At 73.6% G+C, this 25,512-nt stretch carries 22 protein-coding genes, 1 tRNA gene and 1 pseudogene; 13 read left to right on the top strand and 11 right to left on the bottom strand.

Going from position 1 to position 25,512, the window contains the following annotated elements; genetic code table 11:
* Positions 1-36: 36 nt before the first annotated feature.
* Together G7070_RS03835 and G7070_RS03830 are read right to left on the bottom strand one after the other, a co-directional pair.
* Positions 37-2,187: a YhgE/Pip domain-containing protein gene (locus G7070_RS03835; RefSeq protein ID WP_166232089.1), complete on the bottom strand. Its 2,151-nt coding sequence runs from the start codon at positions 2,185-2,187 to the stop codon at positions 37-39.
* A gap of 4 nt (positions 2,188-2,191) precedes the next feature.
* Positions 2,192-3,217: an ATP-binding cassette domain-containing protein gene (locus G7070_RS03830; RefSeq protein WP_166232087.1), complete on the bottom strand. Its 1,026-nt coding sequence runs from the start codon at positions 3,215-3,217 to the stop codon at positions 2,192-2,194.
* A gap of 54 nt (positions 3,218-3,271) precedes the next feature.
* Here G7070_RS03830 and G7070_RS03825 point away from each other — a divergent pair, with 54 nt between their 5' ends.
* Positions 3,272-3,919 (top strand): TetR/AcrR family transcriptional regulator, encoded by a 648-nt coding sequence (locus G7070_RS03825; RefSeq protein ID WP_166232085.1) that lies wholly within the window; start codon positions 3,272-3,274, stop codon positions 3,917-3,919.
* Positions 3,920-3,957: 38 nt separating this feature from the next.
* Here G7070_RS03825 and trhA read toward each other — a convergent pair whose 3' ends face one another.
* Positions 3,958-4,599: a PAQR family membrane homeostasis protein TrhA gene (gene trhA / locus G7070_RS03820; RefSeq protein WP_166232083.1), complete on the bottom strand. Its 642-nt coding sequence runs from the start codon at positions 4,597-4,599 to the stop codon at positions 3,958-3,960.
* Positions 4,600-4,700: 101 nt separating this feature from the next.
* Between trhA and G7070_RS03815 the strand changes: the two genes are divergently transcribed.
* From G7070_RS03815 to G7070_RS03810, 3 genes and pseudogenes are all read left to right on the top strand, one after another.
* Complete coding sequence (locus G7070_RS03815) at positions 4,701-4,850, top strand: hypothetical protein (protein ID WP_166232081.1); 150 nt, start codon at positions 4,701-4,703, stop codon at positions 4,848-4,850.
* A pseudogene (locus G7070_RS18365) lies at positions 4,847-5,539 on the top strand (NAD(P)-dependent oxidoreductase); the annotation flags it as partial. The gene G7070_RS03815 and the pseudogene G7070_RS18365, both read left to right, overlap by 4 nt.
* Before the next feature lie 122 nt (positions 5,540-5,661).
* A complete protein-coding gene (locus G7070_RS03810) occupies positions 5,662-6,468 on the top strand; it encodes an isoprenyl transferase (protein WP_166232079.1) in 807 nt (268 codons plus the stop codon).
* A gap of 14 nt (positions 6,469-6,482) precedes the next feature.
* Here G7070_RS03810 and G7070_RS03805 read toward each other — a convergent pair whose 3' ends face one another.
* Together G7070_RS03805 and G7070_RS03800 are read right to left on the bottom strand one after the other, a co-directional pair.
* Positions 6,483-8,852, bottom strand: coding sequence for a glycoside hydrolase family 31 protein (locus G7070_RS03805; protein WP_166232077.1), 2,370 nt, complete (start codon positions 8,850-8,852; stop codon positions 6,483-6,485).
* Positions 8,853-9,005: 153 nt separating this feature from the next.
* The gene (locus tag G7070_RS03800) at positions 9,006-10,601 is read right to left on the bottom strand and encodes a beta-N-acetylhexosaminidase (protein WP_166232075.1); all 1,596 of its coding nucleotides are present in this window, start codon (positions 10,599-10,601) and stop codon (positions 9,006-9,008) included.
* Positions 10,602-10,918: 317 nt separating this feature from the next.
* Here G7070_RS03800 and G7070_RS03795 point away from each other — a divergent pair, with 317 nt between their 5' ends.
* From G7070_RS03795 to G7070_RS03785, 3 genes are all read left to right on the top strand, one after another.
* On the top strand, positions 10,919-12,250 hold the full coding sequence (locus G7070_RS03795; RefSeq protein WP_246227292.1) for an RNA 5'-3' helicase PhoH2: 1,332 nt from the start codon (positions 10,919-10,921) through the stop codon (positions 12,248-12,250).
* Between the two features lie 860 nt (positions 12,251-13,110).
* Positions 13,111-13,662: a DUF4245 domain-containing protein gene (locus tag G7070_RS03790; RefSeq protein ID WP_166232071.1), complete on the top strand. Its 552-nt coding sequence runs from the start codon at positions 13,111-13,113 to the stop codon at positions 13,660-13,662.
* 150 nt (positions 13,663-13,812) lie between these two features.
* Positions 13,813-14,208, top strand: a complete 396-nt coding sequence (locus G7070_RS03785; RefSeq protein WP_206079933.1) for a hypothetical protein — start codon at positions 13,813-13,815, stop codon at positions 14,206-14,208.
* An 83-nt stretch (positions 14,209-14,291) separates the two neighbouring features.
* Here the strand turns inward: G7070_RS03785 and G7070_RS03780 are convergent, their stop codons facing one another.
* The 3 genes from G7070_RS03780 to G7070_RS03770 form a co-directional block, all read right to left on the bottom strand.
* Positions 14,292-15,695 carry an SH3 domain-containing protein gene (locus G7070_RS03780; RefSeq protein WP_166232069.1) on the bottom strand — a complete coding sequence of 468 codons (1,404 nt, stop codon included), beginning with the start codon at positions 15,693-15,695 and terminating at the stop codon, positions 14,292-14,294.
* A 427-nt stretch (positions 15,696-16,122) separates the two neighbouring features.
* Entirely contained in the window at positions 16,123-16,743 is a 621-nt protein-coding gene (locus tag G7070_RS03775) for a hypothetical protein (protein WP_166232067.1), read from the bottom strand.
* On the bottom strand, positions 16,740-17,267 hold the full coding sequence (locus G7070_RS03770) for a hypothetical protein (RefSeq protein WP_166232065.1): 528 nt from the start codon (positions 17,265-17,267) through the stop codon (positions 16,740-16,742). The genes G7070_RS03775 and G7070_RS03770 overlap by 4 nt, the downstream gene beginning before the upstream one ends.
* A 116-nt stretch (positions 17,268-17,383) precedes the next feature.
* Here G7070_RS03770 and G7070_RS03765 point away from each other — a divergent pair.
* Positions 17,384-17,456 (top strand) — tRNA-Lys (locus tag G7070_RS03765).
* 30 nt (positions 17,457-17,486) lie between these two features.
* Positions 17,487-18,095 carry a TetR/AcrR family transcriptional regulator gene (locus G7070_RS03760; RefSeq protein ID WP_166232063.1) on the top strand — a complete coding sequence of 203 codons (609 nt, stop codon included), beginning with the start codon at positions 17,487-17,489 and terminating at the stop codon, positions 18,093-18,095.
* A gap of 104 nt (positions 18,096-18,199) precedes the next feature.
* On the opposite strand, the gene G7070_RS03755 is transcribed toward G7070_RS03760, so the two are convergent.
* A complete protein-coding gene (locus tag G7070_RS03755; protein WP_166232061.1) occupies positions 18,200-19,111 on the bottom strand; it encodes a TIM barrel protein in 912 nt (303 codons plus the stop codon).
* Between the two features lie 244 nt (positions 19,112-19,355).
* On the opposite strand from G7070_RS03755, the gene G7070_RS03750 reads away from it, so the two are divergent.
* Together G7070_RS03750 and G7070_RS03745 are read left to right on the top strand one after the other, a co-directional pair.
* A complete protein-coding gene (locus tag G7070_RS03750) occupies positions 19,356-20,168 on the top strand; it encodes a sugar phosphate isomerase/epimerase family protein (protein ID WP_206079932.1) in 813 nt (270 codons plus the stop codon).
* The gene (locus G7070_RS03745) at positions 20,165-21,265 is read left to right on the top strand and encodes a Gfo/Idh/MocA family protein (RefSeq protein ID WP_166232057.1); all 1,101 of its coding nucleotides are present in this window, start codon (positions 20,165-20,167) and stop codon (positions 21,263-21,265) included. Before G7070_RS03750 ends, G7070_RS03745 begins: the two co-directional genes overlap by 4 nt.
* Positions 21,266-21,329: 64 nt before the next feature.
* On the opposite strand, the gene G7070_RS03740 is transcribed toward G7070_RS03745, so the two are convergent.
* Both G7070_RS03740 and G7070_RS03735 read right to left on the bottom strand, forming a co-directional pair.
* Positions 21,330-21,953 (bottom strand): TetR/AcrR family transcriptional regulator, encoded by a 624-nt coding sequence (locus G7070_RS03740; RefSeq protein WP_166232055.1) that lies wholly within the window; start codon positions 21,951-21,953, stop codon positions 21,330-21,332.
* Positions 21,953-22,459, bottom strand: a complete 507-nt coding sequence (locus G7070_RS03735; RefSeq protein ID WP_166232053.1) for a hypothetical protein — start codon at positions 22,457-22,459, stop codon at positions 21,953-21,955. The genes G7070_RS03740 and G7070_RS03735 overlap by 1 nt, the downstream gene beginning before the upstream one ends.
* Positions 22,460-22,583: 124 nt before the next feature.
* On the opposite strand from G7070_RS03735, the gene G7070_RS03730 reads away from it, so the two are divergent.
* Positions 22,584-23,612 (top strand): LacI family DNA-binding transcriptional regulator, encoded by a 1,029-nt coding sequence (locus G7070_RS03730; RefSeq protein ID WP_206079931.1) that lies wholly within the window; start codon positions 22,584-22,586, stop codon positions 23,610-23,612.
* A 133-nt stretch (positions 23,613-23,745) separates the two neighbouring features.
* Entirely contained in the window at positions 23,746-25,500 is a 1,755-nt protein-coding gene (locus G7070_RS03725; protein ID WP_166232051.1) for a glycoside hydrolase family 2 protein, read from the top strand.
* Positions 25,501-25,512: the final 12 nt, after the last annotated feature.

Below are 25,512 nucleotides of genomic sequence, written 5' to 3'. Positions count from 1 at the left end.
GTGCCCGGGGACCGCATTCGGCGCCGCCGGTGCCGGTCAGCCGAACGGCGGGTGCAGGTCCTTCTCGGTGAACTGCCGGCGGCGGTGCACCACGAGCACGAGCAGCGCCAGGCACGAGACGAGCAGCACCACCATCAGGATCGCGTCCCGGGCGAGCTTGGTCATCAGGCCGCCCGAGATCGTGATGCGGAACGCGTCGATCGTGTAGGTCATCGGCATGACGTGGCCGATGGTGGAGAAGAACGGCGGCAGCAGTTCGGGTGGGTACGTGCCGCCCGAACTGGAGAGCTGCAGGATCAGCACGATGAGCATGGCGGCGGTCGCGACGAGCCCCAGCGAGGTCCGCAGCAGGTGCGCCACCGACGAGAACGCCAGCGACACCAGCGTCACCATGCCGATCATCAGCCACGGGTGCACCGGATCGAGCCCCAGGCCGATCCAGGCCGCGGCCAGCATCAGCCAGCCGGCGATGACCGAGATGCCGGCCAGCGGCAGCCAGGCGGTGATCGCGATCCGGACGTCGTTCGCGCGGCCAGCGATGACGCGGCCCGTGATCGGACGCACGAGGAAGAACGCGGAGATGCCGAGCACCCACAAGGCGATCGAGAAGAACATCGGCGCCAGCCCGCGGCCGTAGACGTGGGCGGGGTTCTCCACCTCCATCGTCACGTCGACGGGCGCGGACAGCACCTGCACGGCCCGGTCGGTCTCGTCGTCGGTCAGGTGCGGCAGCTTGGCGGCGCCGTCGGCGAGCCTGGTCGACAACTCGTGCGCGCCGGTGGCGAGCTGGGCCAGGCCGTCGTCCAGCGTGGCGGACCCGCCGGCGAGCTGCCGGTTGCCCGCGGCCAGTTCCGTGGCGCCCGAGTTGAGCTGGGACGCCCCGTCGGCGAGCGTGCCCAGCCCCGTCGCGAGCGTGTGGGCGGACGGCGCGGCCGTGCCCAGCCCGTCGCGGAGCTGCGCGGCACCCGAGGACACCTGGTGCGCGCCGCTGTTGAGCTGGTCGACCTTGGCCTTGGCGTCCCGGGCCTTGGCGGCGAGGTCGCCCGCGCCCTGGATGGCGGTGTTCGCCGCCGACACGTCGGACGCCGCGGCCTTCACGTCGGCGTCGATCGCCCCGGCCGTGGTGTTGGTCCGGTCGAGGGCGTTCCTGAGGCGCTGCATCGCCGGGTCGCCGGCCAGCTCGGGGTGCGCGGCGATCAGCGCGTCGGCGTCCGCGACGGCCGCCTTCGTCTGCGCCGAGATCGAGCCGCTGCCCGTGGCGAGCTTCCCCGCGACGGTGTTGATCCGCTCGGAGGCGGCCTTGACCCGCTGCTCGGCGCCGGGCAGCTTCTCCGCGGCCACGGTCAGCACCGGGTCGACGGTGTCGGCGACCTGCTGGGTGCCGCCCGCGACCTGCGCCGACCCGGACGCCAGCGTCCCGGCCCCCGCGTGCAACTGGTCCAGCCCGGAGGCCAGCTGGTTGGCGCCGTCGCGGGCGGTGATCGCGCCGGCGTTGAGTCGGCTCGCGCCCGAGGCCAGCGCGTCCGCGCCGTCGGCGGCCTTCCCCGCGCCCGCGCGCAGCTGGGTGCTGCCCTCGTGCGCGGTCGCCAGGCCGGCGTCCAGCTTGCCCGCCCCGTCGGCGGCGGCGTCCATGCCCTCGCGGATCGTGGCCAGGTTCGCGAAGACGGCCTCGAAGTAGCTGCGGACCGCGGTCTCGTCGATCGCCTTGGCGATGGACGTCTGGGCGCTGTTGGTGATGGTGCCGATCACGAAGCCGTTGGCGTCGTTGCGCTGCAGCATGATCTTCGCGCGCTGCGGGTCGTCGCCCTGGCCGCTGACCAGGTCGGTGGAGAAGTCCTTCGGCACCGTGATCACCAGGTAGTAGCGCCCCTCCTGCAGGCCCGCGGCGGCGTCCGCGTCGTCGGTGTCGAGGAACTTGAAGGTGGCCTCGCGGTGCAGGCTGGCGACGAAGTCCTCGCCGGCGGCGACGCGCTTGTCGTTGACCGTGGTCGGCTCGTCGTGGTTCACCACGGCGACGGGAACCTGGTCGAGGCGGCCGTAGGGGTCCCAGTTGCCGGCCAGGTAGATGCAGCCGTACAGCAGCGGGATCAGCAGGATGAAGACCAGCGCGATCCGGGGCAGGAAGCCGCGGAACCGCTTCAGCTCGAAGCGGGCCAGCGTGAGGGGGTTGTTGGCGGAATCCAGCATGGGGTCAGGCCTCCGGTTCCAGGTCGATGACGACCGCGTCGGGGTGCACGGCGGAGCGTTCGGTGGTGGCCGCGATCACGGGCTGGCCGTCCGCGGCGAGGGCGGCGACGCCGTCCCACAGGGCGCGCTGCTCGTCCAGGGTGACGTCGTAGTCGAGGTCGTCCAGGACGATCACGGTGCTGGGGCGGACGCAGGCCAGCGCGAGCGCGGCGCGGGTCTGGTCGACCGGGGCCAGATCCTTGTAGAGGGTGCCGCGGGGGGCGTCCAGCCCGAGCAGGCGGGCGGCGTGCAGATAGTTCGCCTCCCGCGCGCGGGGATCGGCGGCGTCGAACAGGGTGCGCTCGGTGAGGCAGTCGTCCAGGGTGAGGGACGCCTCGGGCGTGATGAGGTCGGCCAGTCGGGCGATGGCCGTCGAGGTGCGGACCCTCCCGGGGTGCCGGATGCCGTCGCGACCGCCGACCAGCAGCGCCCCGGTGACGGGCCGCATGCGTCCGGTCAGGGCCAGCAGCAGCGTCGACTTGCCGGTGCCGGCCGCACCCACGACCGCCGCGAAGCGGCCGGCCGGCACGAGGATGTCCAGCCCGGTGAAGGCCGGGTCGTGGGTGGCCATCCCGAAGCCCGTGGCCTCGATCACCGCGGGGCTGGGGGCGGGGGAGGGTGCGGCCCGCCCGGCCGCCGCGGCGGCGTCGGGGGAGTGAGGGGTCGCGGGGGGCGTCGCCGCGGGAGCCGTCACCGGAGCGGGTGCGGCGTCCTCCGGCGGGAGTGCGCGGGTCGGTTCGGAGACCGCGTCGGCCAGGGTCGCGTCCAGGTGTTCGGGGGACGCCGCGGGCGCCGGCTCGGCCTCGGTGGGGGCTCCGTCGGCGTCCGACGCGGGGAACGCTGCGGGGGCGTCCTCGCCGGCCGCCGCGGGGGCGTCCTCGCGGAAGAGCGGACGGCCGTCGTCGGGTGCGGCGTGCCGGGGAAGCGGGCCCGCGCCGGCGACGGGGGCGGGGTCGTCGGGTTCGGGGGCGTGGCGGGGGAGGTCGGTCACATCCATGAGCATACTCATTTATGAGTTCACTCAACAATTGGCTAGGATGGCGGCATGTCAACGGTCAGGGTGTTGGGGCGCCGCGAGCGCAACAAGGCGGAGAAGCTCCGGCGCATCGCCGAGTCCGCCGCCCGGCTCTTCGCCGCCCAGGGCTACGCCCGCACCACCACCCAGCAGGTGGCCCTCGCCGCCGACGTGGCCGAGGGCACGGTCTTCCGCTACGCCGCCACCAAGCCCGAGCTTCTGCTGATGGTGCTCAACGAGCAACTCCTCCCGCTGGTCGCGTCCGGGCGCGCGAGCGCGTCCGCCGCCTCGTCGGTCGGCGAGGCCGTCCTGGACCTCATGGAGCCGCTCATCGACCTGGCCGAGCAGCAGCCCGACAACGCGGCCCCCTTCCTGCGCGAGGTGCTCTTCGGCGACGACGGGCCGCACCGCCGGGAGTCCCTCGCCCTGGTCGACGACGTCGTGGCGAGCATCGCGGACGTGCTGGCGCCGCACCTCGACGCCGACGCCGCGGGCCTCGGGGTCGACGAGGCGGCCCGGTTCGTGTTCTCCGCCCTGGTCAACGAGGTGATGCGCGGCGCCGTGGGCCGCGCGCCGGCGGACTCCCGCGGGGTGCTGCGGGCGCGCGTCGGGGTGCTGCTCCGCGGCCTCGGGGTGACCGACGCCGCCCCGCGTCCGGTCGTCGTCCCCGCCTCCTGACGGGCCTCCCGCGCGGAATCGCCGGGCGGGATCGGGCGTCAGCGCAGGACGCAGAGCGCGATCGCCGCGAAGTGGCACAGTGCCGCGACGATGGTGCACGCGTGGAAGATCTCGTGGAAGCCGAACCACGTCGGCGAGGGGTCGGGGCGCTTGCGGGCGTAGACCAGCGCGCCGAGCGAGTAGACCAGTCCGCCGGCGATGATGAGCGACACGATGGCCGGCCCGCCGCTGCTCCAGAAGGTCGGCAGCCACCAGACCGCGACCCAGCCCATCGCGAGGTACATCGCGGTGTAGAGCCAGCGCGGCGCGGACATCCACAGCACCTTGACGGTGATCCCGGCCGCGGCGATCACCCAGACGAGCGTGAGCAGGGTCGCCGCGTCGCGGGCGTCCAGCAGGGTCAGCGCGAGCGGGGTGTAGGTCGCCGCGATGAACACGAAGATGTTGGCGTGGTCCATCCGGCGCAGCACGGCCGCCGCGCGCGGCCCCCAGCTGCCCCGGTGGTAGATCGCGGAGGTGCCGAACAGCAGCGTGGCGCCGGCGAGATAGACCGCGACCCCGATCCGGCCCTGCAGCGAGGGCGTGGCGACCAGGAGGATCACCCCGGCGAGCTGGATCAGCGGGGTCATGCCGAGATGCAGCCAGCCGCGCAGGCGGGGCTTGAGGGTCGTCGCGTCCATGGTTCGCGCCTTACTTGACGAAGCGTAAGTTACGGTCACGTAGGTAAGAGTAGGTGGGCACCTCCCCGCGCGCAACATCGCCGACCGGTAGCGTGTCCGTCGTGAAGATTCTCGCCACCAACAATGCCCCGTTCGAGTTCGAGGCGCCCGCCGGCGTCGAGGTCGTCTCCGTCGACGAGCGCGAGCCGATCCCCGCCGAGCACCTGGACGCCGACGCCGCCATCGTGCAGGGCTGGACGTCCCCGTCGTGACGCAGCTCGCGACCGAGGCGACGCAGCTGCGCTGGGTGCAGACCCTGGCCGCCGGACCCGACGGCGTGCTCGCCGCGGGCTTCCCCGACAGCGTGACCATCACCAACGGCCGCGGCCTGCACAACTTCACCGTCGCCGAGACGGCCCTCACCCTGGCGCTGACCGGCATCAAGCAGGTGCCGGAGATGCTGGCGGCGCAGCGGGAGCACCGCTGGGAGCACGGCGAGTTCGGCGAGTGGCGCACCCTGCGCCCGAACGGACGCCTCGGGTCGCTGATCGAGACCAACGTGCTGGTGTGGGGCTTCGGCGCCATCGGCCAGCAGATCGCGCGCCTGTTCACCACGCTGAACGCGCACGTGAAGGGCGTGGCCAACAGCGCGGGCGAGCGCGCCGGCTTCGAGGTCGTGACGGACGCCGACCTGCCCACGCTCCTGCCGCAGACCGACGTGCTCGTCATGGTGCTGCCCAGCGCCCCCGACACCCAGAAGGCCCTCAACGCCGAGCGGATCGCGCTGCTGCCCGATCACGCCTGGGTGATCAACGTCGGCCGCGGCGTCACCGTCGACCAGGACGCCCTGGTCGCGGCGCTGACCGACGGCACGCTCGGCGGCGCCGCCCTCGACGTCACCGACCCGGAGCCCTACCCGGCCGACGGCCCGCTGTGGGACGCCCCGAACACCGTGATCTTCCCCCACGTGGCGGGGGCGTCGCGTACGGCTCCAACGCCCTGCTCAACGACAACGTCGCCCGCCTTCAGGCGGGGGAGACGCTGCGCAACGTGGTGGCCCGCTGACCGAACTACGCTGACGCCATGTCGTGGGGTGAACGCGCTCGGGAGCTCGCGGACCGGCTGCACCCCGCCGGGCTGCTCTACTCGACCTACGAGCAGCGGCTCGTCGCGGAGCTGGACCGTGGGCGGCTGCCCGGACACGTCGCCGTCCTGGCCGACGGCAACCGTCGCTGGGCGCGCCTCAACGCGCCCGGCGAGCCGCTCGTCGCCGGATACCAGGCCGGAGCGGACAAGCTGCAGGAGTTCGTGCGGTGGTGCGACGAGGTCGGCATCCAGGTCGTGACGCTGTGGGTGCTCTCGACCGAGAACCTGACCCGCAACACCTCCGACGTGGGGCCGCTGCTGGGCGTCATCCAGCGGCTGTTCGTGGACCTGGCCGCGTCCGGGCGCTGGCGGGTCAAGTGCGTGGGCGACCTCACGATGCTGCCTCCCGACATGGCGGCCGCGCTCGTGGACGCCGAGGCGGCCAGCGCCGCCAACCCCGGGATGCGCATCAACGTCGCGCTGGCCTACGGCGGCCGCCACGAACTGCGCGACGCCGTCCGCAAGCTGTTGGCGTCCGAGGCGGAGAAGGGGACGCGGCTTGCGGAACTGGCGGGCACCCTGGAGATCGACGACATCGCCGAGCACCTCTACACCGCGGGCCAGCCCGACCCCGACCTCATCATCCGCACCTCGGGGGAACAGCGGCTGTCGGGCTTCATGATGTGGCAGTCCGCGCACAGCGAGTTCTACTTCTGCGAGGCGCTGTGGCCCGACTTCCGGCGCGTGGACTTCCTGCGCGCCCTGCGCGACTACACCAGCCGCGAACGCCGCTACGGCCGCTGACGGCGGCGCCGGCCTCAGGGCTGCGCTTGGGCGAGCAGCACCTCGGCGACCACGTCCTTGATGTCGTCGGCGATCGGCAGGGCCGGCAGCCCGGCGATCCGGCGGCCCGGGGAGGGATTGGTCATGAGGAACTCCCACAGCGTGTGCTTGTCGGGGTAGCCGACCTGCAGCTGGGTGATCAGGTCGAACAGCACCGCGTCGGTGCGCGGGTCGGACGGGGTCGGCGCGGCGTCCAGCCTCAGGGACGCCCCGGCCGTGGGGTCCACCTCCCCGAGATCCAGCGTGAGCGTCCCGGTCGCGTCGTCGTAGCTCGTCGAGACGCCGCCCGCGGTGTTGGGCGCGACCCCGACCAGTTCGACCGTCCAGGTGCGGGGCGGCAGCACCGACGGATCCCCGTCGACGGGGCCTATCGTGAACGTTCCCGTGGCCGCGTCCCACGTCAGCGGCGTCCGGGCGACGACGGGGTCGAGGGCGTCGTCGTCCTCGTACAGGCGAAACGCGCCGTCGGCGCCCGCGAACACGCGCGCCACCACGTGGGCCGGGTTCGCCACGCCGAGGTCGTCCCCGCCGACGAGCGGCACGATCGCGCCGGCGCGCGCCAGCACCGGGTACTGGGCGAGGGTGCGGTGCAGGGTCACGAACCGGCCGCCGGTGTAGCGGCGTCCGGTGAAGAAGTCGACCCAGTCCCCGTCCGGCAGCCACGTCGTCACGGCGGCGTGTCCGGTCCGCCGGTTGCGCGGCGTGGTGATCGGCGCCACCAGCAGTTCGGTGCCGAACAGGAACGTGTCGGCGGCGTGGAAGACGACCTCCGGGCGCGGATCGGCGTGGTACAGCGGTCGGACCAGCGGCGTGCCGGCGCGGTGGGCCACCTCGTTCATCGTGTACAGGTAGGGCAGCAGCCGGTGCCGCAACCGCAGCGCGTCGCTCATCACCGCGTCCGCCTCGGCGCCGAACATCCACGGTTCCTTGCCCTGGAACGGGCTGGCCGTGGAGTGCAGCCGGTTGATCGGGGAGAAGGTGCCCAGCTGGAACCAGCGGGCCACCATCTCGTCGTCGCGCGTCCCGAACATGTGGCCGCCGATGTCGTGGCTCCACCAGCCGTAGCCGATGTTGGCCGCCGTGGCGGTGAAGTACGGCTGGAAGTCCAGCGACTCCCACGACGTGACGGTGTCCCCGGAGAAGCCCACCGGGTAGCGGTGCGACCCCGGGCCGGCGTAGCGGCTGAACGTGATCGGACGGCCGCCGTCGCGCCCGGAGTCGAGGTAGTGGGCGTGGTTGAGCAACCAGAGCGGGTCCAGCCCCGGGATGCCGGAGGCGGTGCCCTGCTGCCAGTCGAGCCACCAGAAGTCGACGCCGGCGGCCTCCATCGGGTGCAGCACCTCGTCGAGGTAGGCGGCCATGAACTCCGGGTCGTCCACGGCGAACGGGATCGGCGCGCCCGCGGTCGGGTCCAGGCCCAGCCGCCGGGCCAGCGCCGGGTAGGCGTCCTCGAACGAGCGGACGCCGTCGGCGGGGTGCAGGTTGAGCGACACCTTCAGGCCGCGCTCGTGCAGGCCCGCGAGGAAGGCGTCCGGGTCGGGGAAGAGCCCCGTGTTCCAGGAGAACCCCGTCCAGCCTGAGCCGTGGCCGGGCTCGAGGTCGACCCAGTGCCAGTCCATGTCGATCACGGCCACCGAGAACGGCAGGTCGGCCGCGGCGAACCGGTCCATGAGGGCGGTGTACTCGTCCGCGGTGTAGGGGTGGTAGCGGCTCCACCAGTTTCCGAGCGCCCAGCGGGGCAGCAGCGGCTGCGGGCCGGTCAGGTCGTAGAAGCCGCGCAGCGCAGCGGGGGCGTCGTGGCCGTAGCCGAAGAAGTACAGGTCGACGTCGCCGACGCGGGGGGTGGGCCAGCCGTCCTCGCCCAGCGCGAGGGACGCCGAGTCGTCCAGCGTGGCCCATCCCAGCGCCGAGACCACGCCGGGCCCCAGTTGCGTGGCGCCGTCGACCTCGTCGAGGGTGCGGGCCGTGCCGCCCATGTTGCCGCGGGTGGGGCGCACCACGGGCTCCGGGTCGCCGTAGTGCCACACCGTGTGGTGGCCGGGCGCGTCGTCCTGCCGGATGCTGAGGCCACCGGGGGAGAACCGCCGGCCGTCGTACTGCAGCGACAATGCACCGGTGTCCAGGTGGACGCCGTCGCCCTGCCTGGTCGCCGTGAACTCCGCCGGGGGCAGGTCGCGGTGCCACACGACCTGGGTCGGGCGGTCCTCGAAGCGGTCGTCGGCCGACCACTCCAGCCGGAGCAGTCGGTCGGTCAGCACCGTGATCCGCCAGTGCGGCCCCTCGATGATCTGGCCGGTCCGGGGGCGGGGATGGGTCGCGGGCCGGAAGCGGTCGGAACGTGGCATGGTCCGACGCTAGTGGGCCGCCGAAGCCTCCGGTCAAGCCCTGCCGGATGTTGTCACCGGTCGGCGGGGCAGTCTGGCCGAACGGCGCCGCTTCCGGGTCGAAACGGCGCTGACGGCCGGGGATGATGCCCCTGGGGAACCCTCACCCGGTGATCAGTCCTCCTTGATGGCGTAGTAGTCCTCCGGAGTCCACTCCACCAGCCGGCGGGCACCGGTGCCGCCGCGCTGCCACGGCAGCGGGCCCGACAGCGGCCGGTGGTTGACGCCGCGCGCGTCCAGCCGGGCCAGGTGGGCGGCCAGCACCGGCTCGAAGGCGTCCGGGTCGGCGGGACCCGACCAGCCCACCTGCGCCACCGCGGCGAGCCGCGGCCACACCAGGTACTCCACCTCCGGGGTGGTGGCGAGGAACTCGGTCCAGATCTGGCCCTGCAGCCCCAGCAGGCCGCCGCGCTCGGCCTCGGGGATGCCGGCCGCCGGGTCGTAGGAGGCCACGTCCTGCCAGGTCACCACCGGACGCCGGGCGAACGGCTCGTCGGGGTCGTCGGAGGGCAGGTAGTCGAAGTACAGGGTCGGGGCCGGTGCCATCACGACCGCGTGTCCGGCCGCGAGCGCGCGGCGTCCGGGTTCGCTGCCCCGCCAGCTCATGACGATCGCGCCCGGGACATCGCCGCCGTCGAGGATCTCGTCCCAGCCGATGACGCGGCGGCCCCGCTCGGCGAGCCAGCTCACCAGCCGAAGCGTGAACCAGCGCTGGAGTTGGTGGACGCCGTCGAGGCCGTACTCGGCGACGAGGGCGTCCGCGGCGGGGTTGTCGCGCCACTGGTCGGTGGGGCACTCGTCGCCGCCGATGTGGATGATCGGGGAGTCGAAGACGTCGAGCAGGGCGGCGAAGATGTCCTCCACGAGGGCGAGCGCCTTCTCGTCGGGCCACAGCACTTCGGGGTGGATGCCCATCTCGGTGGACACGCCCAGGCTCTCGCCCCAGCCGTATTCGGGGTAGGCCGCGAGCAGGGCGCGGACGTGGCCGGGGACGTCGATCTCCGGCACGACGGTGATGCCGCGCTGTCGGGCGTACTCGACCAGGGCGCGCAACTGATCGGTGGTGTAGAACCCGCCGTGCGGGACGCCGTCGTGGCGGGGGAGCGTGGGGAACCGGGTGCCGGGCCGGTGCGACCCGACCTGCGTCAGGCGCGGGTGGCCGGGCACCTCGAAGCGCCAGCCCTGGTCGTCGGTCAGGTGGAGGTGGAACACGTTGAGCTTGTGCGCGGCGATCGTGTCGACGAAGCCGAACAGCCACGCGATCGGGAAGAAGTGCCGCGCGACGTCCACGTGGGCCCCGCGCCACGGGTAAGCGGGTGCGTCGACGATCGTGCAGCGCGCGAGAGTGCGCGGCACGCCGGGTGCCGCCGGCAGGGCGAGGCGCGGGTCGAGCAACTGCTGCAGGGTGCTGATCCCGGACGCCGCCCCGCCGGCGTCGGACGCGGCCAGCGCGACGCGGCCCTCGCCCACCTCGAGGCGGTAGCCCCCGGCCGGAAGCGCGTCGTCGGCCGTCAGGGCGAGGACGCCGTCGGCGGCCGCCGGGACGGCGCCCAGTCCGGACAGCCGGGCGACGGCGTCCGTGGCCCAGTCGGCCGGGCCGCTCACGGTCAGGGGTGTCGGCAGTTCGGTGACCTCCCCCGAGGCGTCGAGGCTGCCCGGCGTCGGGACGAGCGCGTGGACACGGTCGAGGGGATCTGTGAGCCCGGTCATGGCCGCCAGCGTAGGTATCCGCGCCCGCGGATGGGCCGGTCGCCGCGCGGTTGTCGGGGCGCGGCGCCGGGCGGGTGGAGCCAACCGGTGGCACGGGTGCCGGTGGGTCGCCTCGGGGCTCGCGGACATGAACTTCCGGTGACGCATGGGCGTGTTCTCCGCGGAAACCGCGCGGCGCGACTTACCGTCGGAGCAGGACGCCCCCGAAGGGCGCCCTCGAGAGGACTCCATGCGACTCCTTCCCCGACGGGATGCTCTCGGCTGAACGATCCGTGGCCGAGCGGAGCGTCCGTCTCGGCCCCGACGAAGGGACCGACGTGACCCAGCCCGCCATCAGCCCCGACCTCCACCACCGCACCGCCGTGCGGGTGCGCAGCTACGTGATCGACACCTCGGTGCTGCTGTCCGATCCCAACGCGCTGCTGCATTTCGCCGAGCACGAGGTCATCGTGCCGCTGGTCGTCGTCACCGAACTCGAGGCCAAGCGGCACCACCCGGAGTTGGGGTTCTTCGCCCGCAAGGCGCTGCGCTTCCTCGACGACGTGCGCGCGAGCTACGGCCGCCTCGACCAGCCGGTGGCGATCAACGACGCGGGCGGCCGCCTGCACGTCGAACTGAACCACACCGACCCGGGCGTCCTGCCGGTCGGCTTCCGGCTGGGTGACAACGACTCCCGCATCCTGGCCGTGGCGGCGAACTTCGCCCACGAGGGCCGCGACGTCGTGCTGGTGAGCAAGGACCTGCCGCTGCGGATCAAGGCCGCAGCGGTCGGAGTGCTGGCCGAGGAGTACCGCCACGAGATCCCGGCCGACACCGGATGGACGGGGCTGGTCGAGGCCGAGGTGTCGGCGTCCGTGCTCGACGAGCTCTACGACCAGGGCTCGGTCACGGCGCCGCTGGACGCGCCGGTGCACGCCGGCGTGGTGGCGCGCGCGGGGGCGTCCTCGGCGCTGGCGCGGCTGCGTCCGGACGGGCGGCTCCACCTGATCCACTCCGAGCGGGACGTGTTCGGGCTCCGGGGCCGCTCGGCGGAGCAGCGCGTCGGGCTGGACCTGCTCACCGACGCGTCGGTCGGGATCGTGTCGCTGGGCGGCAAGGCCGGCACCGGCAAGTCGGCACTCGCGCTCGCCGCGGGGCTGGAGGCGGTGATGGAGCGACGCCAGCACGACAAGGTGATCGTGTTCCGGCCGCTGTACGCCGTGGGCGGCCAGGAACTCGGGTTCCTGCCCGGCACCGAGCACGAGAAGATGGCGCCCTGGGGGCAGGCGGTGTACGACACGCTCGGCTCGATCGTCCACAAGACGGTGCTGGACGAGGTGGTCGCCCGCGGGCTGATCGAGGTGCTGCCCCTCACCCACATCCGCGGCCGGTCGCTGCACCGGGCCTACGTGATCGTCGACGAGGCGCAGTCGCTGGAGCGCAACGTGCTGCTGACCGTGCTGTCGCGGATGGGGCAGGCCAGCAAGGTCGTACTGACCCACGACGTCGCGCAGCGCGACAACCTGCGCGTCGGCCGGCACGACGGGGTCGCCGCGGTCGTGGAGAAGCTCAAGGGCAACCCGCTGTTCGCCCACGTCACGCTCACCCGCTCGGAGCGCTCGCCGATCGCCGCCCTGGTCACCGACATGCTGGAGGACACCGCCTGGTGACGCTCGGCTCGCAGCGGGGCGTGGCCGGGGCGCCTGGCGCTCGCCACCTGCTTGCCGCCCCCTTTTGCGCCAGATGCCCCCTTTCCTGCGGGGGCGTCTGGGCTGAGAGGGGGCGGTTGGTCGCAAGCGGGGGCGGTTCGTCGCGAGCGGGGGTGGCTCGTCGCAAGTGGGGGTGGCTCGGACAAGCGGGGGCGTCTCGCGTCGAGTGGGGGCGGTTCCCACCGGGCGGCGAGTTCCTTCGTGCCATCGCCCCTGTGTGGCTGGCCCTCCATCAGGGCACCTGGCGCTCGTCCACGTGCTTGCCGCCCCTTTTGCGCCAGATGCCCCCTTTCCTACGGGGGCGTCTGCGCCGAAAGGGGGCGACTCGTCGCAAGCGGGGGCGGTTCGTCACAACTGGGGGTGGTTCCCACGGAACGGCGAGTTCCTTGTGCCATCGCCTCTGTCTGGCGGGCCCCCCATCGGGGCACCTGGCGCTCGTCCACGTGCTTGTCGCCCCCTTTTGCGCCAGATGCCCCCTTTCCTACGGGGGCGTCTGCGCCGAAAGGGGGCGACTCGTCACAAGCGGGGGCGGTTCGTCGCGAACGGGAGCGGCTCGTCACAAGAGGGGGCGGTTCGTCGCGAACGGGGGCGGTTCGTCGCGAAGGGGGGCGGTTCGTCGCAAGCGGGGGCGGTTCGTCGCGAAGGGGGGCGGTTCGTCGCAAGCGGGGGCGGCTCGTCGCAAGCGGGGGCGGTTCGTCGGAAGCGGGGGCGGTTCGTCTCGAACGGGGGCGGCTCGTCCTGAGCGGGGTCGGCGGCGCCCGTGGCGTCCGGCGGGGGTGCGCTGGTCGGGGCGGCTTGCGTGGTCTGGGAGGATCGCGGGCATGGCCCGACCGCAGCGCAACTCGACCGTGATCCAGATGATCGTGGCGATGGCCGTGCTGATGGTGCCCATCCTGCTCGTCGTGGCGTTCTTCACGCGCACGCCCGAGGCCCCCATCCAGCCGATCGACTACCAGCCGGTCGCAAGGCAGGCCGCCGCGGAGGCGTCCTACCCGGTGCTCGTGCCGCAGAACCTGCCGGACGGCTGGGTCGCCACCCGCGCCCGCTGGACGGCCGAGGGCCGACCCGGCCTGAACGGCGAGCCGGCGGCCGGGGACACGTGGCAGCTCGGGATGCTCACGCCCGGCCAGATCTACATCGGCCTGGACCAGCGGGACGCCTCGCAGGAGTTGTTCGTGCAGCAGGTCACCCGCGACGGCCGGCCCGACGGCGACTCGAACGTGGCGGGCGTCGCCTGGCAACGCTACGTGTCCGAGGACGACCGCACCCGCTCGCTGGTCCTGCGCGGCGACGCGGTCACCATCGTGAGCGGCGATCTGGCCTACGAGGCGCTGGAGGCGTTCGCGTCCTCGTTGGCGCCCGCTCAGCCCTGACCGACCCGCTCGCCCCTCCCGGGAGGCTAGCCTGACGGTGACCCCCGGGAGGACGACCTGAGCGACGAACACGCGCGGCTCCGACGCCGCTACACGAGCCTGGGCGCGGGCGAACTGACGGCCGCCGCGATCTTCGGCGGCGCCGCAGCCGTGGCGCCCCTGGGCCTGTTCGGGGGGCCGCACGGCCGGGCGGGGCTCTGGGCGGCGCTGGTCCCGCTGCTGCTGATCCTCGTGCAGGCCGGGGTGTACTGGTTGGCGGCCCGCGCCTGGCTGGGCGGCACCATGCCCGCCCCGGTCGCGGCGGTCTATCGGACGTTCCGCCTGCTGAACCCCGTGCTGTTGCTGGCGGGCCTGGTCGCCGCGGTGCTGTGGCTGCCGACGGACCCGCTCGGCGCGGCCCTCGTCGTGGCGGTCTGGCTCTTCGGGGTGGTCGAGTACCTCAACTACTACGTCGTGCGGCTCGCCTACCCGTGGCGCTCGTGGCCCACCAAGGTCACACGATGGCGCACGCCCCGCCTCGTGGAGGACCTGCGCGCGTCCCGGTAGCGGGGGCGCGCTCGACCGGCGCGGGAACGCGGAAGGCCGCGTCCGAAACGGACACGGCCTTCGCGATCAGAACGGGCGAACGGTCAGGGCTTCACCGACACGTGGACGTGGTCCATGTGGTTCTCGGTGGCGCTGCCGCGGTCCTCCATCATCCGCCAGCCGCGCGACGGGTAGGCCGCGTTGTACTGCTGCTGGCGGTAGATGATGTAGCTCACGTTGTACTTGGACGCGTTCGCGGCGAAGTCCTTGGCGATCGCCCAGCCCAGGTCGATGCTCGACTGGCTCGACCAGTTCGCGATCATGATGTCGACCGCGCGGCCGTTGGGGTGATCGGAGGACCAGTTCGAGGACGCGCGCCAGCCGTAGATCGTCCGGATCTGCGGGTAGGTGGCGACCACGTGGTTGAACACGGCCTTGGCGTTCCCGTTCAGCTGCGAGATGCCCGAGGTCGTCAGCCCCGGCGGAATCACCGTGTCGCCCGGGTCGACCGCGTTGTTGGCGCCCGCGCTGGTGTAGGCCTTGAAGACCCACCGGACGGCGCCCTGGTAGACGATCTGCAGGCGGTCACCCTCGGTGACGCCCGTGGTCTGCAGGCTCGCGCCGCGGTACACGGTCGCGACGACCGTCCCGTCGGCGGCCGAGGTGGCGCGGACGTACAGCGAGCCGACCGTGACCGTGACGGTCCCCGTGACGGGCGGGACGCCGGGGGTGGTGGGTCCGCTGGTGACGGGCTTGGTGTAGCGCGTGGCGATCCAGCGGTTGACGCCCTTGTGGATGATCTCGGTGTAGTCGGCGGTCGTCTTGCCGGTGGTGTCCACGACCGAGTTCGCCGGCAGCAGCCCGTCCGGCGGGGAGGACAACGAGCCGCCCGTGCGCAGGTACAGCTCCGCGGTGGTGCGGACCTGACCGGCGACCGGCGAGGTCGACACCGAGCCGGTGGTCAGGTAGTTCGTGGAGATCCATCGGTTCACGCCGTTGTGGACGACCTCGGTCCAGCCGCCCGACTTGGTGCCGGTCACCGGGATCGAGGCGCCCTTGTTGAGGACGCCGACCACGGTCGAGGAGGTCGTGGGGCCCGAGCGGATGTTCACCGCGGAGATCGCGGTCGCGGTTCCGGCGGCGGGGGTGGTCGTCCCGGACGACCCCGACCCGGTGGAGCCCGAGCCCGTGGAGCCCGAGCCGGCGTCCGAGGAGCCGGCGACGGCCTTGAGGTAGGTCTGGTAGACCCAGCCGGTCAGGCCGTTGGACGCCGTGATCTTGTGCCACCCGCCCTGCGTGGTGGTCGACGTCACCGTCTGGGAGGGGTTCAGCACGCCGAGCACCCCGTAGGAGGTCCCGGGGCCCGAGCGGACGTTCACCCAGGTCGTCGCGCTCATGGTCTGTGTGGCCCAGGCGCCGGCGGACAACACCACGCCGCTCGCGCCCAGCATCGTGACCGCCATGGCGGTGGCCGCGATCTTGCTCTTGAGTCGTCCCGCGCGTCGCACGTGGAAATCCCTTCCCGAGGGGTCGCCCGCGGGCGACCAAGCTATTGCAGTGGTCGTACGCCCGGGGAAGGAAGGAGCGTGCAGCAAGTACAACCTGAGGGGAGGCGGGGTTCAACTCAGATCTGAGAATCAGTTCAAGCATCGAACCGTTCGGGCACCGGGACCACGCAGCCGCGCCGCTGGCGCTTCGCCGGGCATCGTGCCTTGTCGGAGCAGGTTTGGGTCTCGCTCGGGGTGTATCCCGGCCCGTCGACCCGACCGTCCGCGGATCGGCGCTCCCTCGAGGGTTGGTCGAGGGTTGAGGCCTGTGGTCAGGGGTTTCACCGTCTGGCGACCCGCGGGCGCCGGGCGCCCGAGCCGCGGGCGCCCGGCCCTGCCGGCTGAGCGACCGGCCGCGCAGTTTCTCAGGTGGGGTCGCCTCGCGGCCTCAGGCGGGCAGCAGCAGCCAGGACCGCGTGGCATCGGCGACCCAGCCGTCCACGGTGCCCCAGGCGTTCGCGGGCAGCCAGCCCGCGGTCCAGTCCTGGGCGGTCAGCGGCGTCGCAGCGGTCAGTTCGCTGAGCCGGGCGAGCGCCTCCGGGGTGGCCGTCAGGGCGAGCGTGGTCACCCGCCCGGTGCGGGCGTTGGCGTCCAGGGTCTCCAGGACGCGGGCGTCCAGCTCGGTCGCGACCAGGACGAGCGGGCGCTGCTCGGCGCGGGCGTGCCGCAGCGCCGGGACGAGCGCGACGGGGTCGGACAGGGCGGCGTCCGCGAGCAGGACCAAGGGGCGGTGCACCGCCGCGAGCGGGCCGGCCGGCCCGTCGGGGCCGGGCTTCAGCGTGAGGAACGCCGGGTTCGCCGCCGTGGGCACCGTGACCGCGTCCTCGAGCCGGCTCAGCAGAGCGGCGGCGTCCGGGTCGTCGGCCCGCTCGGCGTCGACCTCGGGTTGCGGGGTGTACCCCTCCAGCGCGATCCGCGTGGCTCGCCGGTCCCACCACCAGCCGAAGAAGACCACGGCGATCCCCACGACGAGGATGACCGGGATCCCCCAGGCCGGCGGGACGATCACGAGTGGACGGCTTCGGGCGCCTCGACGGCGCGCTGGGGGGCCGCGGTGGAGCGGCGCTGCCAGTACAGGGCGCCGCCCGCGGCCGCGCCGAGGGCCAGCAGCGCGGCGAGGTTGACGGGATCGAGCAGGCGGACGACCGGGGGCGTGAGCGCGAAGGAGTCCACGATCGCCACCACCGACAGCCCGGCCAGGCCGATCGTGGCCGCGGCCTGCGTCCGGGTGGCGCGCTCGGCGGCGTCAGAGCGGTAGGAGCGCACGGCCAGCCAGGCGTAGCCGACCGAGCCGATCATGGCGAGGTAGGCGGCGAGCATGCCGCCCGGGGCGGGGACCAGGATGATGCCGGCGCCCACGGCGATCTCGGCCAGGCCGAGCAGCGCCGAGCGCGGGAAGGAGACGCGGGGGGCTCCGAGCGAGGTGAATCCCGTCGCGCGTCCGCCGACGAAGCGGCCGACGCCCGTGGCGACGAAATAGGCGGCGACGATGAGTGAGCTGAGCAGGAGCAGGGCGCCCAGGAACGCGTCCACCGAATCTCTCCTCGGGGGTTGGTTGGGATGATCGTCACCATTCTACCGAGTGGATCGCAGGTCGCCGATCGGGGTTGCCCCTGGGCTCCGGGTGACGCACTAGACTCACTCGGCGCGGGCCTATAGCTCAACTGGCAGAGCAGCGGACTTTTAATCCGCGGGTTCTGGGTTCGATTCCCAGTGGGCCCACCGCGGGATCCCTCGCCCTAGCATGGCCGGGTGGAGCAGCCTCAGGGACGGACCTACCGGCCGGCACGCGAGCGCCGGGAAGAGGTGCTGGAGCGGGCGATCGCGCTGTTCGCCGAGCACGGAGCTGAGACGTCGCTGCGGGCGCTGGCGGACTCGCTGGGGCTCTCGCACGCCGCCCTGCGCTACCACTTCCCCTCCCGCGACGACCTGCTGATCGCGGTGTACCGCGCCCACGAGGCGTCCGAGAAGGGACGCGACGGTGACCCGCCCGACGTGTCCGCGGTCGAGGTGATGGAGAACAGCGCGCTGCGCAACCGGTCAGTGCCGGGGCTGGTCGAGCTGTACGCCACCCTGACCACCGACGCGCTGCGCGAGGAGCGCCACCCCGCGACGCACGCCTTCATCCGGGACCGGTTCTCGCGCGTGCGGGCGGACCTGGCCGAGCACATCCGCGCCGACCAGGCGGCCGGACGCCTCGACCCCGCGATCGACGCCGACGACGCCGCGGCGCTCATCGCGGCCGCCTCCGACGGCCTGCAGCTCCAGTGGCTGCTCGACCCGGACGCGGTGGACGTTCCGCGGGTCCTCACGCTGCTGGAGCGGATCTTCCCCGCCCGCGCCGAGCGTCCGGCCGACTGAGCCGCACGCCCGGCTGAGCCGCGCGCCCGGCTGAGCCGCACGCCCGAAATGAGCTGAGCGCCGGCCTGCCGACCCGAGCGTCCGGCCGACTCGGCCGCGAAGGCTCAGGCGTCGAGCAGGCGCTGGGCCTCGTCCAGCCAGGCGCGCGTGCCGGCGGCGACGGCGTCCAGGCCGGCGGAGAGGGGGAGGCCTCGCAGGTCCTCGGAGATGATCTCGACGCCCCACTGGCCGCGCCAGCCCGCGCGCCACAGCGCGGCGATGAAGGCGGCGGCGTCCGCGTCCCCCTGGCCGGGGATGCGTCGCGGACCGACGCCCCGGTCGGCGTCCGGATCGTCGCGCAGCGCCGGGTCCAGCGGCGCGTCGGCCACCTCGACCACGAAGATCGGGACGCCCGCGAGCAGGCCGGGCAGCGCGGACGGGTCGGCGTCCCCGCTCTTGAGGAGTTGCAGGTTGTCCACGGCGAGCCCCGCGCGCGGGTGGCCGGCCGCCGCGACGAACGCGACGGCGTCGGCGAGCCGGGGGAGGTTGGTGTTGCTCATCGCCTCCAGCGCGACGTCGACGCCGAAGCCGGACGCGCGCTCGGCCAGCGCCACGAAGTCGGCCAGGAAACGCTGCGGCTCCGGATCGGGCGAGCCCGGCCGGCGGGCGCGGGCGCCGACCTTCAGCGCGGACGCGCCCAGCGCGGCGGCGGCGTCCAGCAACTCGTCCCGCTTGCGGTCCGACGCCGCCCGCTCCTCGCCGTCGGCCCACCAGCCGCGCAGCATCTCCAGCTCGATCCGCTCGACGCCCGCCCCGGCGAGGTCGCGCCGGACGCGCTCCAACCCGACGTCGCGCGCCAGCGCCAGCACGTCCGCGTGCGCCAGCCCAACGCCGCGCCAGCCGCTCGCCGCCAGCGCCGCGACGCGCTCGGGCCACGGGACGGGGCTGTGTTCGGCCGGCGAGCCGGGACCCACGTCGCCGGACCACGTCCAGCACGAGGCGAGCAGGTCGCGCTGCAGGCGGGATCGATCAGCCACGAGACGGCTCCTTCACGTGTACGGCGGCGGATCGCGGGTGGGTCGCGGGCCGACGCCGGTCCGATGACGCCGCCGGAGTGACCTGTCGGCGACCGGCGGCGGCGGGCGTTCGTGGCACCGTATCGGGCGCGGGTGGCCGCGCCACGCGGTGGCCGCGGGTTGCCGCACGGCAACGGAGCCCCTTCCCGGGCCGATCAGGATGTGCAATTCTTCCACTGGAAGAATCGAGCGAAGGAGCCCGTCCGTGTCCGTCCCCTCCGTCCAGCTGTACTCCATCCGCGACGCCATGGCCGCCGACCTGGACGCCGCCGTCGCCCGCGTCGCCGAACTCGGCCTCACCCGGGTCGAGCCCTACGCGTTCGCCCAGCGCACCGCCGACCTGAAGCGCGCGCTGAGCGCCAACGGCCTGACCGCGCCGTCGGGGCACGCGTCCGTCATCGACGCCGCCGACCCCGACGCGGTGTTCGACGCGGCGGAGGAGCTGGGCATCGGCCTGGTCATCGACCCCTTCGTCCCGACCGAACGGTGGCGCACCGCCGACGACGCGGCGCTGCTGGCCGACGCCGTCAACGGCCTGTCCGCCCGTGCGGCCGAGCGCGGGCTGCGCTTCGGCTACCACAACCACCAGTGGGAGTTCGCGAACCAGGTGGGCGGCCGCCCGGTCTACGAACTGTTCGTGGAGCGCCTCGATCCCGGCGTCGCGCTGCAGGTGGACGCCTTCTGGGCCGCCGTCGGTGGCGCGGACGCGCCCGCGGTCCTGCGCGGGCTGGGCGACCGGGTCGCCGCGATCCACGTCAAGGACGGCCGCCTCACCGGCGACATCGCCACCGTCCTGCCCAGCAGCGAGAGCGCCCTCATCGTGCCCGAGGCGCTGAAGGCCGCCTACGAGAACCAGACGCCCGCCGGCCAGGGCGACCTGGACGTGGGAGCGGTGCTGGCGGCGGCGCCGCACGCCCTGCGCGTCATCGAGTTCGACTCCTACGCCGGCGACGTGTTCGAGGGCATCGCGCAGTCGCTGGCCTGGCTCGCCGAGCACGACACCGAGGGCGCCGCGTGAGCGCGCCGACCGGCGTCGGCGTCATCGGCGCGGGCAACATCTCGACGCAGTACCTCGGCAACCTCGTCCGCTTCCCCGACGTCGAGGTGCGGTTCGTCGCCGACCTCGACCTGGGACGCGCCTCCGCGCAGGCGGCGGCGTTCGGCGTCCCGGCGTCCGGGACGGTCGAGGACCTGTTGGCCCGCGACGACATCGACGTGGTGGTCAACCTGACCGTCCCGGCCGTCCACACCGAGGTGGGACACAGAATCGTCGCCGCCGGCAAGCACGTGTGGAGCGAGAAGCCGATCGCGCTGGACCGGGATGCGGCCTCCGCGCTGCTGGACGCCGCCAAGGACGCGGGGGTGCGGGTCGCGTGCGCGCCCGACACCGTGCTGGGCGCCGGGATCCAGACCGCGCTGCGTGCCATCGCGCGCGGGGACATCGGCGAGCCGCTGACCGCCACGACCGTGTTCCAGTCGCCGGGGCCCGAGTCGTGGCACCCCGACCCCGACTTCCTGTTCGCCGTGGGCGCCGGCCCGCTGTTCGACATCGGCCCCTATTACCTCACCACGCTGGTGCACGCCCTGGGGGCGGTCACCCGGGTGCAGGCGGTGGCGTCCACCGCGCGAACCCGGCGCACCATCGGGTCGGGCCCGCGCGCCGGCCAGACGTTCCCGGTCGAGGTCCCCACCCACCACGCGGCGCTGCTGGAGTTCGGGCGGGGGCGCTCGGCGCAGTCGACCTTCTCCTTCGAGCACGCGCTCCCGCGGATGGGCGTCGTCGAGGTGAACGGGACCGAGGGGACGATCACCTTCCCCGACCCCAACGTCTTCGACGGCCCGAGCACGCTGTGGCGGCTCGGCACGGACGCCCCCGTCGAGCTGCCGGCCGTGGGCGCGTCCGAGGGCCGCGGCACCGGGGTCGTGGAGCTGGTCCGGGCGATCCGCGACGGCGTCCCGGAGCGGGCCTCGGGCGAGCTGGCCCTGCACGTCCTGGACGTCATGCTGGGCATCCGGGACGCCGCCGCGTCCGGCAACGCCGTCGCCATCGCCTCGACGGTGGCGCCGATCGCCCCGCTGCCCGAGAGCTGGGACCCGGCCGACCCCGCGGGCTGAGCCGCGCCGGCGAGGCTCCTCGGCCATGAGCGCGCAGGCCGGCGTCCCGGGGCCGGCCGCGCCCTCAGGGCGCGAGGCCGTCGCGCAGCAGGGCCACGGCGCTGTCGAACGCCTCGTCGACTTCCGGGGATGCGTACCGCTCGGCCCCGCCCGCGGGCAGGCGGGCGTCGAGCCAGGGGCCGAGCTGGCCCACGACCGCGACCATCACGAGCGTGAGCAGGTCGGGGTCGGCGTCCGCACGCAACTCGCCGCGGGCCTGGGCGGCGCGCACCAGGCCCACCAGGTGGGCGTGGCGGACGCCGGCCCCGCGCGCGGACGCGGCGGCCGCGTCCCGGGGGGAGCGGTAGGCCCGCTCGAGGAGCGCCGCCTCCCGCGGCAGGCGTCCGGCGACCCGAACCGTCTGGGCCATCTGGAAGCGCAGCAGCGCGAAGAAGTCGGCGTCCTGCTCGGGCGCGGCGTCGGCGAGGGCCGCGAGCATCCGTTCCTGCGCCACGGCCACGAGGTGGTCGTGCAGGTCGGCCTTGTCGGCGAAGTACTGGTACACGCTCCCCTTGGCGATGCCGAGGCGCGCCACGATCCGCGACACGGACGCCGTGGCGAAGTCGTGCGCGGCGAACTCGGCGAGGGCGGCGTCCAGGAAGGCGTCCCGCTTGGCCGGCGGCAGGTTCTCGAAGGTGGCGGTCGGCATCAGGGACGCCCGCCCTCGGGGTGACGGCGGGCGCGCCACCGCACCCCGATCAGGACCGCCGCGACGCAGGCCGCCAGCCCGATCAGGGCCGGGGCGGCGATCGCCCACCCGGACGGCCCCGCCTCCAGCACGCTCCACAGCAGCTTCCCCAGCGCCCCGGCCACCAGGACCCCGACGCCCCAGCGCCAGGACCGCTTCCAGAACGCGACCGCGAGCAGTCCCAGGAAGGCGGGCACGGCCAGCGTCCCGAGCACCTTGGCCGCCGTCCACGGGGAGTTCAGGTAGGCCAGCTCGGCGGCGAGGAACTCCTCGACCCAGGGCTCGACCCGGGCGGGGGCGGGGAACCAGAACATGCTCGTGCCGAGCGCGGCCAGGGTGACCAGCATCCCGGTGACGCTGCGGCGGTGGGCGAACCAGACGTACGGGATCAGGAACAGCGGACGGATGTACCAGCTCAGCACGTTGTGATGCCGCTGCCAGGCCCAGTCCCAGAACACTTCCCACATGAGAGCTCCAAAGTGACCGATCAGTCATATGACTGTGCGGTCACATTACGTCGGCGAGGCGGCCGCGGCAAGGGGGTGCGCGAGCGCTACGCTCGTGCGGACCGGTAGGAAGCGAGGGGCGAGGGTGGCAGCCACCATGCACGACGTGGCCCGGCTGGCGGGGGTCTCCGCCAAGACGGTCTCCAACGTCATCAACGGCTACCCGCACGTCCGGGAGGCGACCCGGGCGAAGGTCCAGCTCGCGATCGACAAGCTCGGCTACGAGCTCAACGTGACCGCCCGGAACCTGCGGCTGGGGCGCACCGGCCTCATCACGCTCGCGCTGCCCGAGCTCAAGCTGCCCTACTTCGCCGAGTTCGCCGACGAGGCGATCCGCGCGGCGGAGGCGCGGGGGCTGCGGGTCCTGATCGAGCAGACCAACGCCGACCGCGCCCGTGAACTGGCCGTGCTCCACGGCGTCCGGCGCGTCATGACCGACGGGCTGATCTTCTCCCCACTGGCCCTGGGGCCCGACGACATCCGGCTGTTCCAGGTGGACTTCCCGCTCGTCCTGCTCGGCGAGCGGGTCTTCGGGTCGGGCAACGACCACGTCGCTGTCGACAACGTCGCCGGCGCCCGCGCGGCCACCCAGCACCTGATCGAGGGCGGACGCCGCCGCATCGCGGTGGTCGGCTCCCACCCCGACGAGCCGGTCGGGGCGCCCGCGCTGCGCGAGCGTGGCTACCGCGAGGCGCTCGCCGGGGCCGGTATCGCCGTGGACGAGGCGCTGATCCGCCCCGGCCAGGCGTGGCACATGAGCGTGGGGGCGCAGCTCACCGACGAGCTCATCGCGTCCGGGGTCGCGTTCGACGCGGTGTTCGCGCTCAACGACGCCCTCGCCCTCGGCGTCCTGCACAGCCTCCACCAGCACCGGATCAAGGTCCCCGCCCAGGTCGCCGTCATCGGCTTCGACGACGTGGAGGAGTCCGCCTACGTCCGGCCGACGCTGTCCAGCGTCTCGCCCGGACGCGAACAGATCGCCACCACCGCCATCGACCTGCTTCTCCAGCGCATCGCCGAGTCCCCCGGGACGCCCGCGGGGGAGCGGGCGCCCGCCCGCAGGGTGCTGGCCGAGTTCTCGCTCGTCCCGCGGCAGTCCAGCGGGGCCCGCTGAGAGCTGGCCCCGGCGCGTCGCCGGACAGATGGTCGCGCTCCGGTTTACATCGGTGTAAATTGCCGTTTCAGAGACGCGCCGAACGCGCCCCGGCGGCACCGTCCGATCATCGGAACCAGCCATAGGAGACGTTGTGGGAACAGTGAACAGCCACCCCGATCCGAGCCTCGTGCGCGCCCGCTGGGGCACGCTGGTCGGCCCCTGGGAGTACGGCGTCTCCGACCAACGATGGAACGAGGTCGCCCGCGCCGACGAGGCCGTGCTGGGACGCAGCATCGTCGTGCCCTTCCCGCCCGAGTCCTCGGCGTCCGGGATCGGCGAGGAGCCGGACGGCGTGATGTGGTACCGCCGCACGCTCGACCTGGCCGACGCCGGCACCGACGACGTCCGGCTGCACTTCGGCGCGGTGGACTACCGCGCGAAGGTCTGGCTGGGCGACCGGCTGCTGGGCGAGCACGTGGGCGGCCACGTCCCGTTCCACCTCGACGTCCCCGCCGCCTGGCTCGAGGGCGCGCCCGCGCTCACCGTGGCCGCGCACGACCCGCGCGACGACCCCGACCAGCCCCGCGGCAAGCAGGACTGGGAGGACGAGCCCCACGTCATCTGGTACCGCCGCACGTCCGGCATCTGGCGCGACGTGTGGTGGGAGGCGCTGCCCGCCCAGCACCTGGAGGACGTCCAGTGGTTGGCGACCCGGCCCGACGGCCGGGTGTCGGCGCGCGTCGCCGTGGCCGCCGGCCCCGGAGCCGCCGTCGAACTCGACGTCAGCCGGGACGGCCGCTCGCTGGGGTCCATCGCCGTCCCGGTGACCGCCGGCGCCGCCGACATCCGGCTCGCCCTGGTCCGCCCCCACGACACCGACCTGACCTGGTCGCCCGAGCGCCCGACCCTCCTGGACGCCCGCCTGCGGCTGCTCGGACGCGACGGCGCCGTGCTGGACGAGGCCACCACCCGCATCGGGCTGCGCACCGTCGAGGCCGGCGACCGGGCCGTGCTGCTCAACGGCGCCCCCCGCTTCCTGCGGTTCGTGCTCGAGCAGTGCTACTGGCCCCACACCCACCTGGCCGCCCCGGACGCCGACGCGCTCCGCGCCGAGGCGCAGCTGGTGCGCGACCTCGGCTTCAACGGGTTGCGCATCCACCAGGTCACGCCCGACCCGCGCTTCCTGGCCGCCTGCGACGAACTGGGCCTGCTCGTCGTCTGCGACCTCCCGGCGCCGCTCCGGTTCAGCGTCACCGCCTTCGAGAACACCCTGGCCGAATGGGTGGCCCTCGTCCGGGCGCACCGCAACCACCCCAGCGTCATCGGCTGGCTGCCGTACAACGAGAGCTGGGGCGTGCCCGACATCGCCACCTCGCAGCAGCAGCGCGACGCGGTCGCCGCGACCCACCACGTCCTCAAGGCGCTGGACCCCACCCGCCTCGTCCTGGGCAACGACGGCTGGGAGCACACGCTGGGCGACCTCGTCGGCGTCCACGACTACACCCACGACCCCGGCAAGCTGTTCTCGCGCTACCGCGATCACGCCGCCGTGTGGCGGACGCTGCGGCGCGGCGGCCACATCCGCAAGCCCGCGCTGCTGGTGCACCCCGAGGGCGACGACACGCCCGTGTGGCTCTCGGAGTTCGGCGGCGTCTCGGTCAACACCAGCGACCGCGCCTGGGAGGGGTACGGCGGGGTGGGAGCCGAGGACCTGCTGCGCACCCTGGACGCGCTGATCGCCCCCGTGGTGTCCTCCAGCGGGCTGGCCGGCTACTGCTACACCCAGCTCACCGACACCGAGCAGGAGCAGAACGGCCTCGCGGACGCCGAGCGCCGCCCCAAGGCGCCGATCGAGGAGTTGCGGCGGATCTTCTCCGGTGCGGCCGCCCACGCGCCGGTGGGCTGAGCCTCACCGGTC

The sequence above is a fragment of the Propioniciclava coleopterorum genome (genome assembly GCF_011393335.1).
Lineage (GTDB): Bacteria > Actinomycetota > Actinomycetes > Propionibacteriales > Propionibacteriaceae > Propioniciclava > Propioniciclava coleopterorum.
Note: the sequence above shows the minus strand (reverse complement) of the source record. Positions and strands in the feature narration are given on the sequence as shown.

Bases quoted from the DNA above. Each gene is read 5' to 3' on its own strand.
- G7070_RS03735 (WP_166232053.1), bottom strand. From the start codon at position 22,459: ATGTGGGAAGTGTTCTGGGACTGGGCCTGGCAGCGGCATCACAACGTG.
- G7070_RS03740 (WP_166232055.1), bottom strand. From the start codon at position 21,953: ATGCCGACCGCCACCTTCGAGAACCTGCCGCCGGCCAAGCGGGACGCC.
- trhA (WP_166232083.1), bottom strand. From the start codon at position 4,599: ATGGACGCGACGACCCTCAAGCCCCGCCTGCGCGGCTGGCTGCATCTC.
- G7070_RS03790 (WP_166232071.1), top strand. From the start codon at position 13,111: ATGGCCCGACCGCAGCGCAACTCGACCGTGATCCAGATGATCGTGGCG.
- G7070_RS03825 (WP_166232085.1), top strand. From the start codon at position 3,272: ATGTCAACGGTCAGGGTGTTGGGGCGCCGCGAGCGCAACAAGGCGGAG.
- G7070_RS03805 (WP_166232077.1), bottom strand. From the start codon at position 8,852: ATGCCACGTTCCGACCGCTTCCGGCCCGCGACCCATCCCCGCCCCCGG.
- G7070_RS03800 (WP_166232075.1), bottom strand. From the start codon at position 10,601: ATGACCGGGCTCACAGATCCCCTCGACCGTGTCCACGCGCTCGTCCCG.
- G7070_RS03810 (WP_166232079.1), top strand. From the start codon at position 5,662: ATGTCGTGGGGTGAACGCGCTCGGGAGCTCGCGGACCGGCTGCACCCC.
- G7070_RS03835 (WP_166232089.1), bottom strand. From the start codon at position 2,187: ATGCTGGATTCCGCCAACAACCCCCTCACGCTGGCCCGCTTCGAGCTG.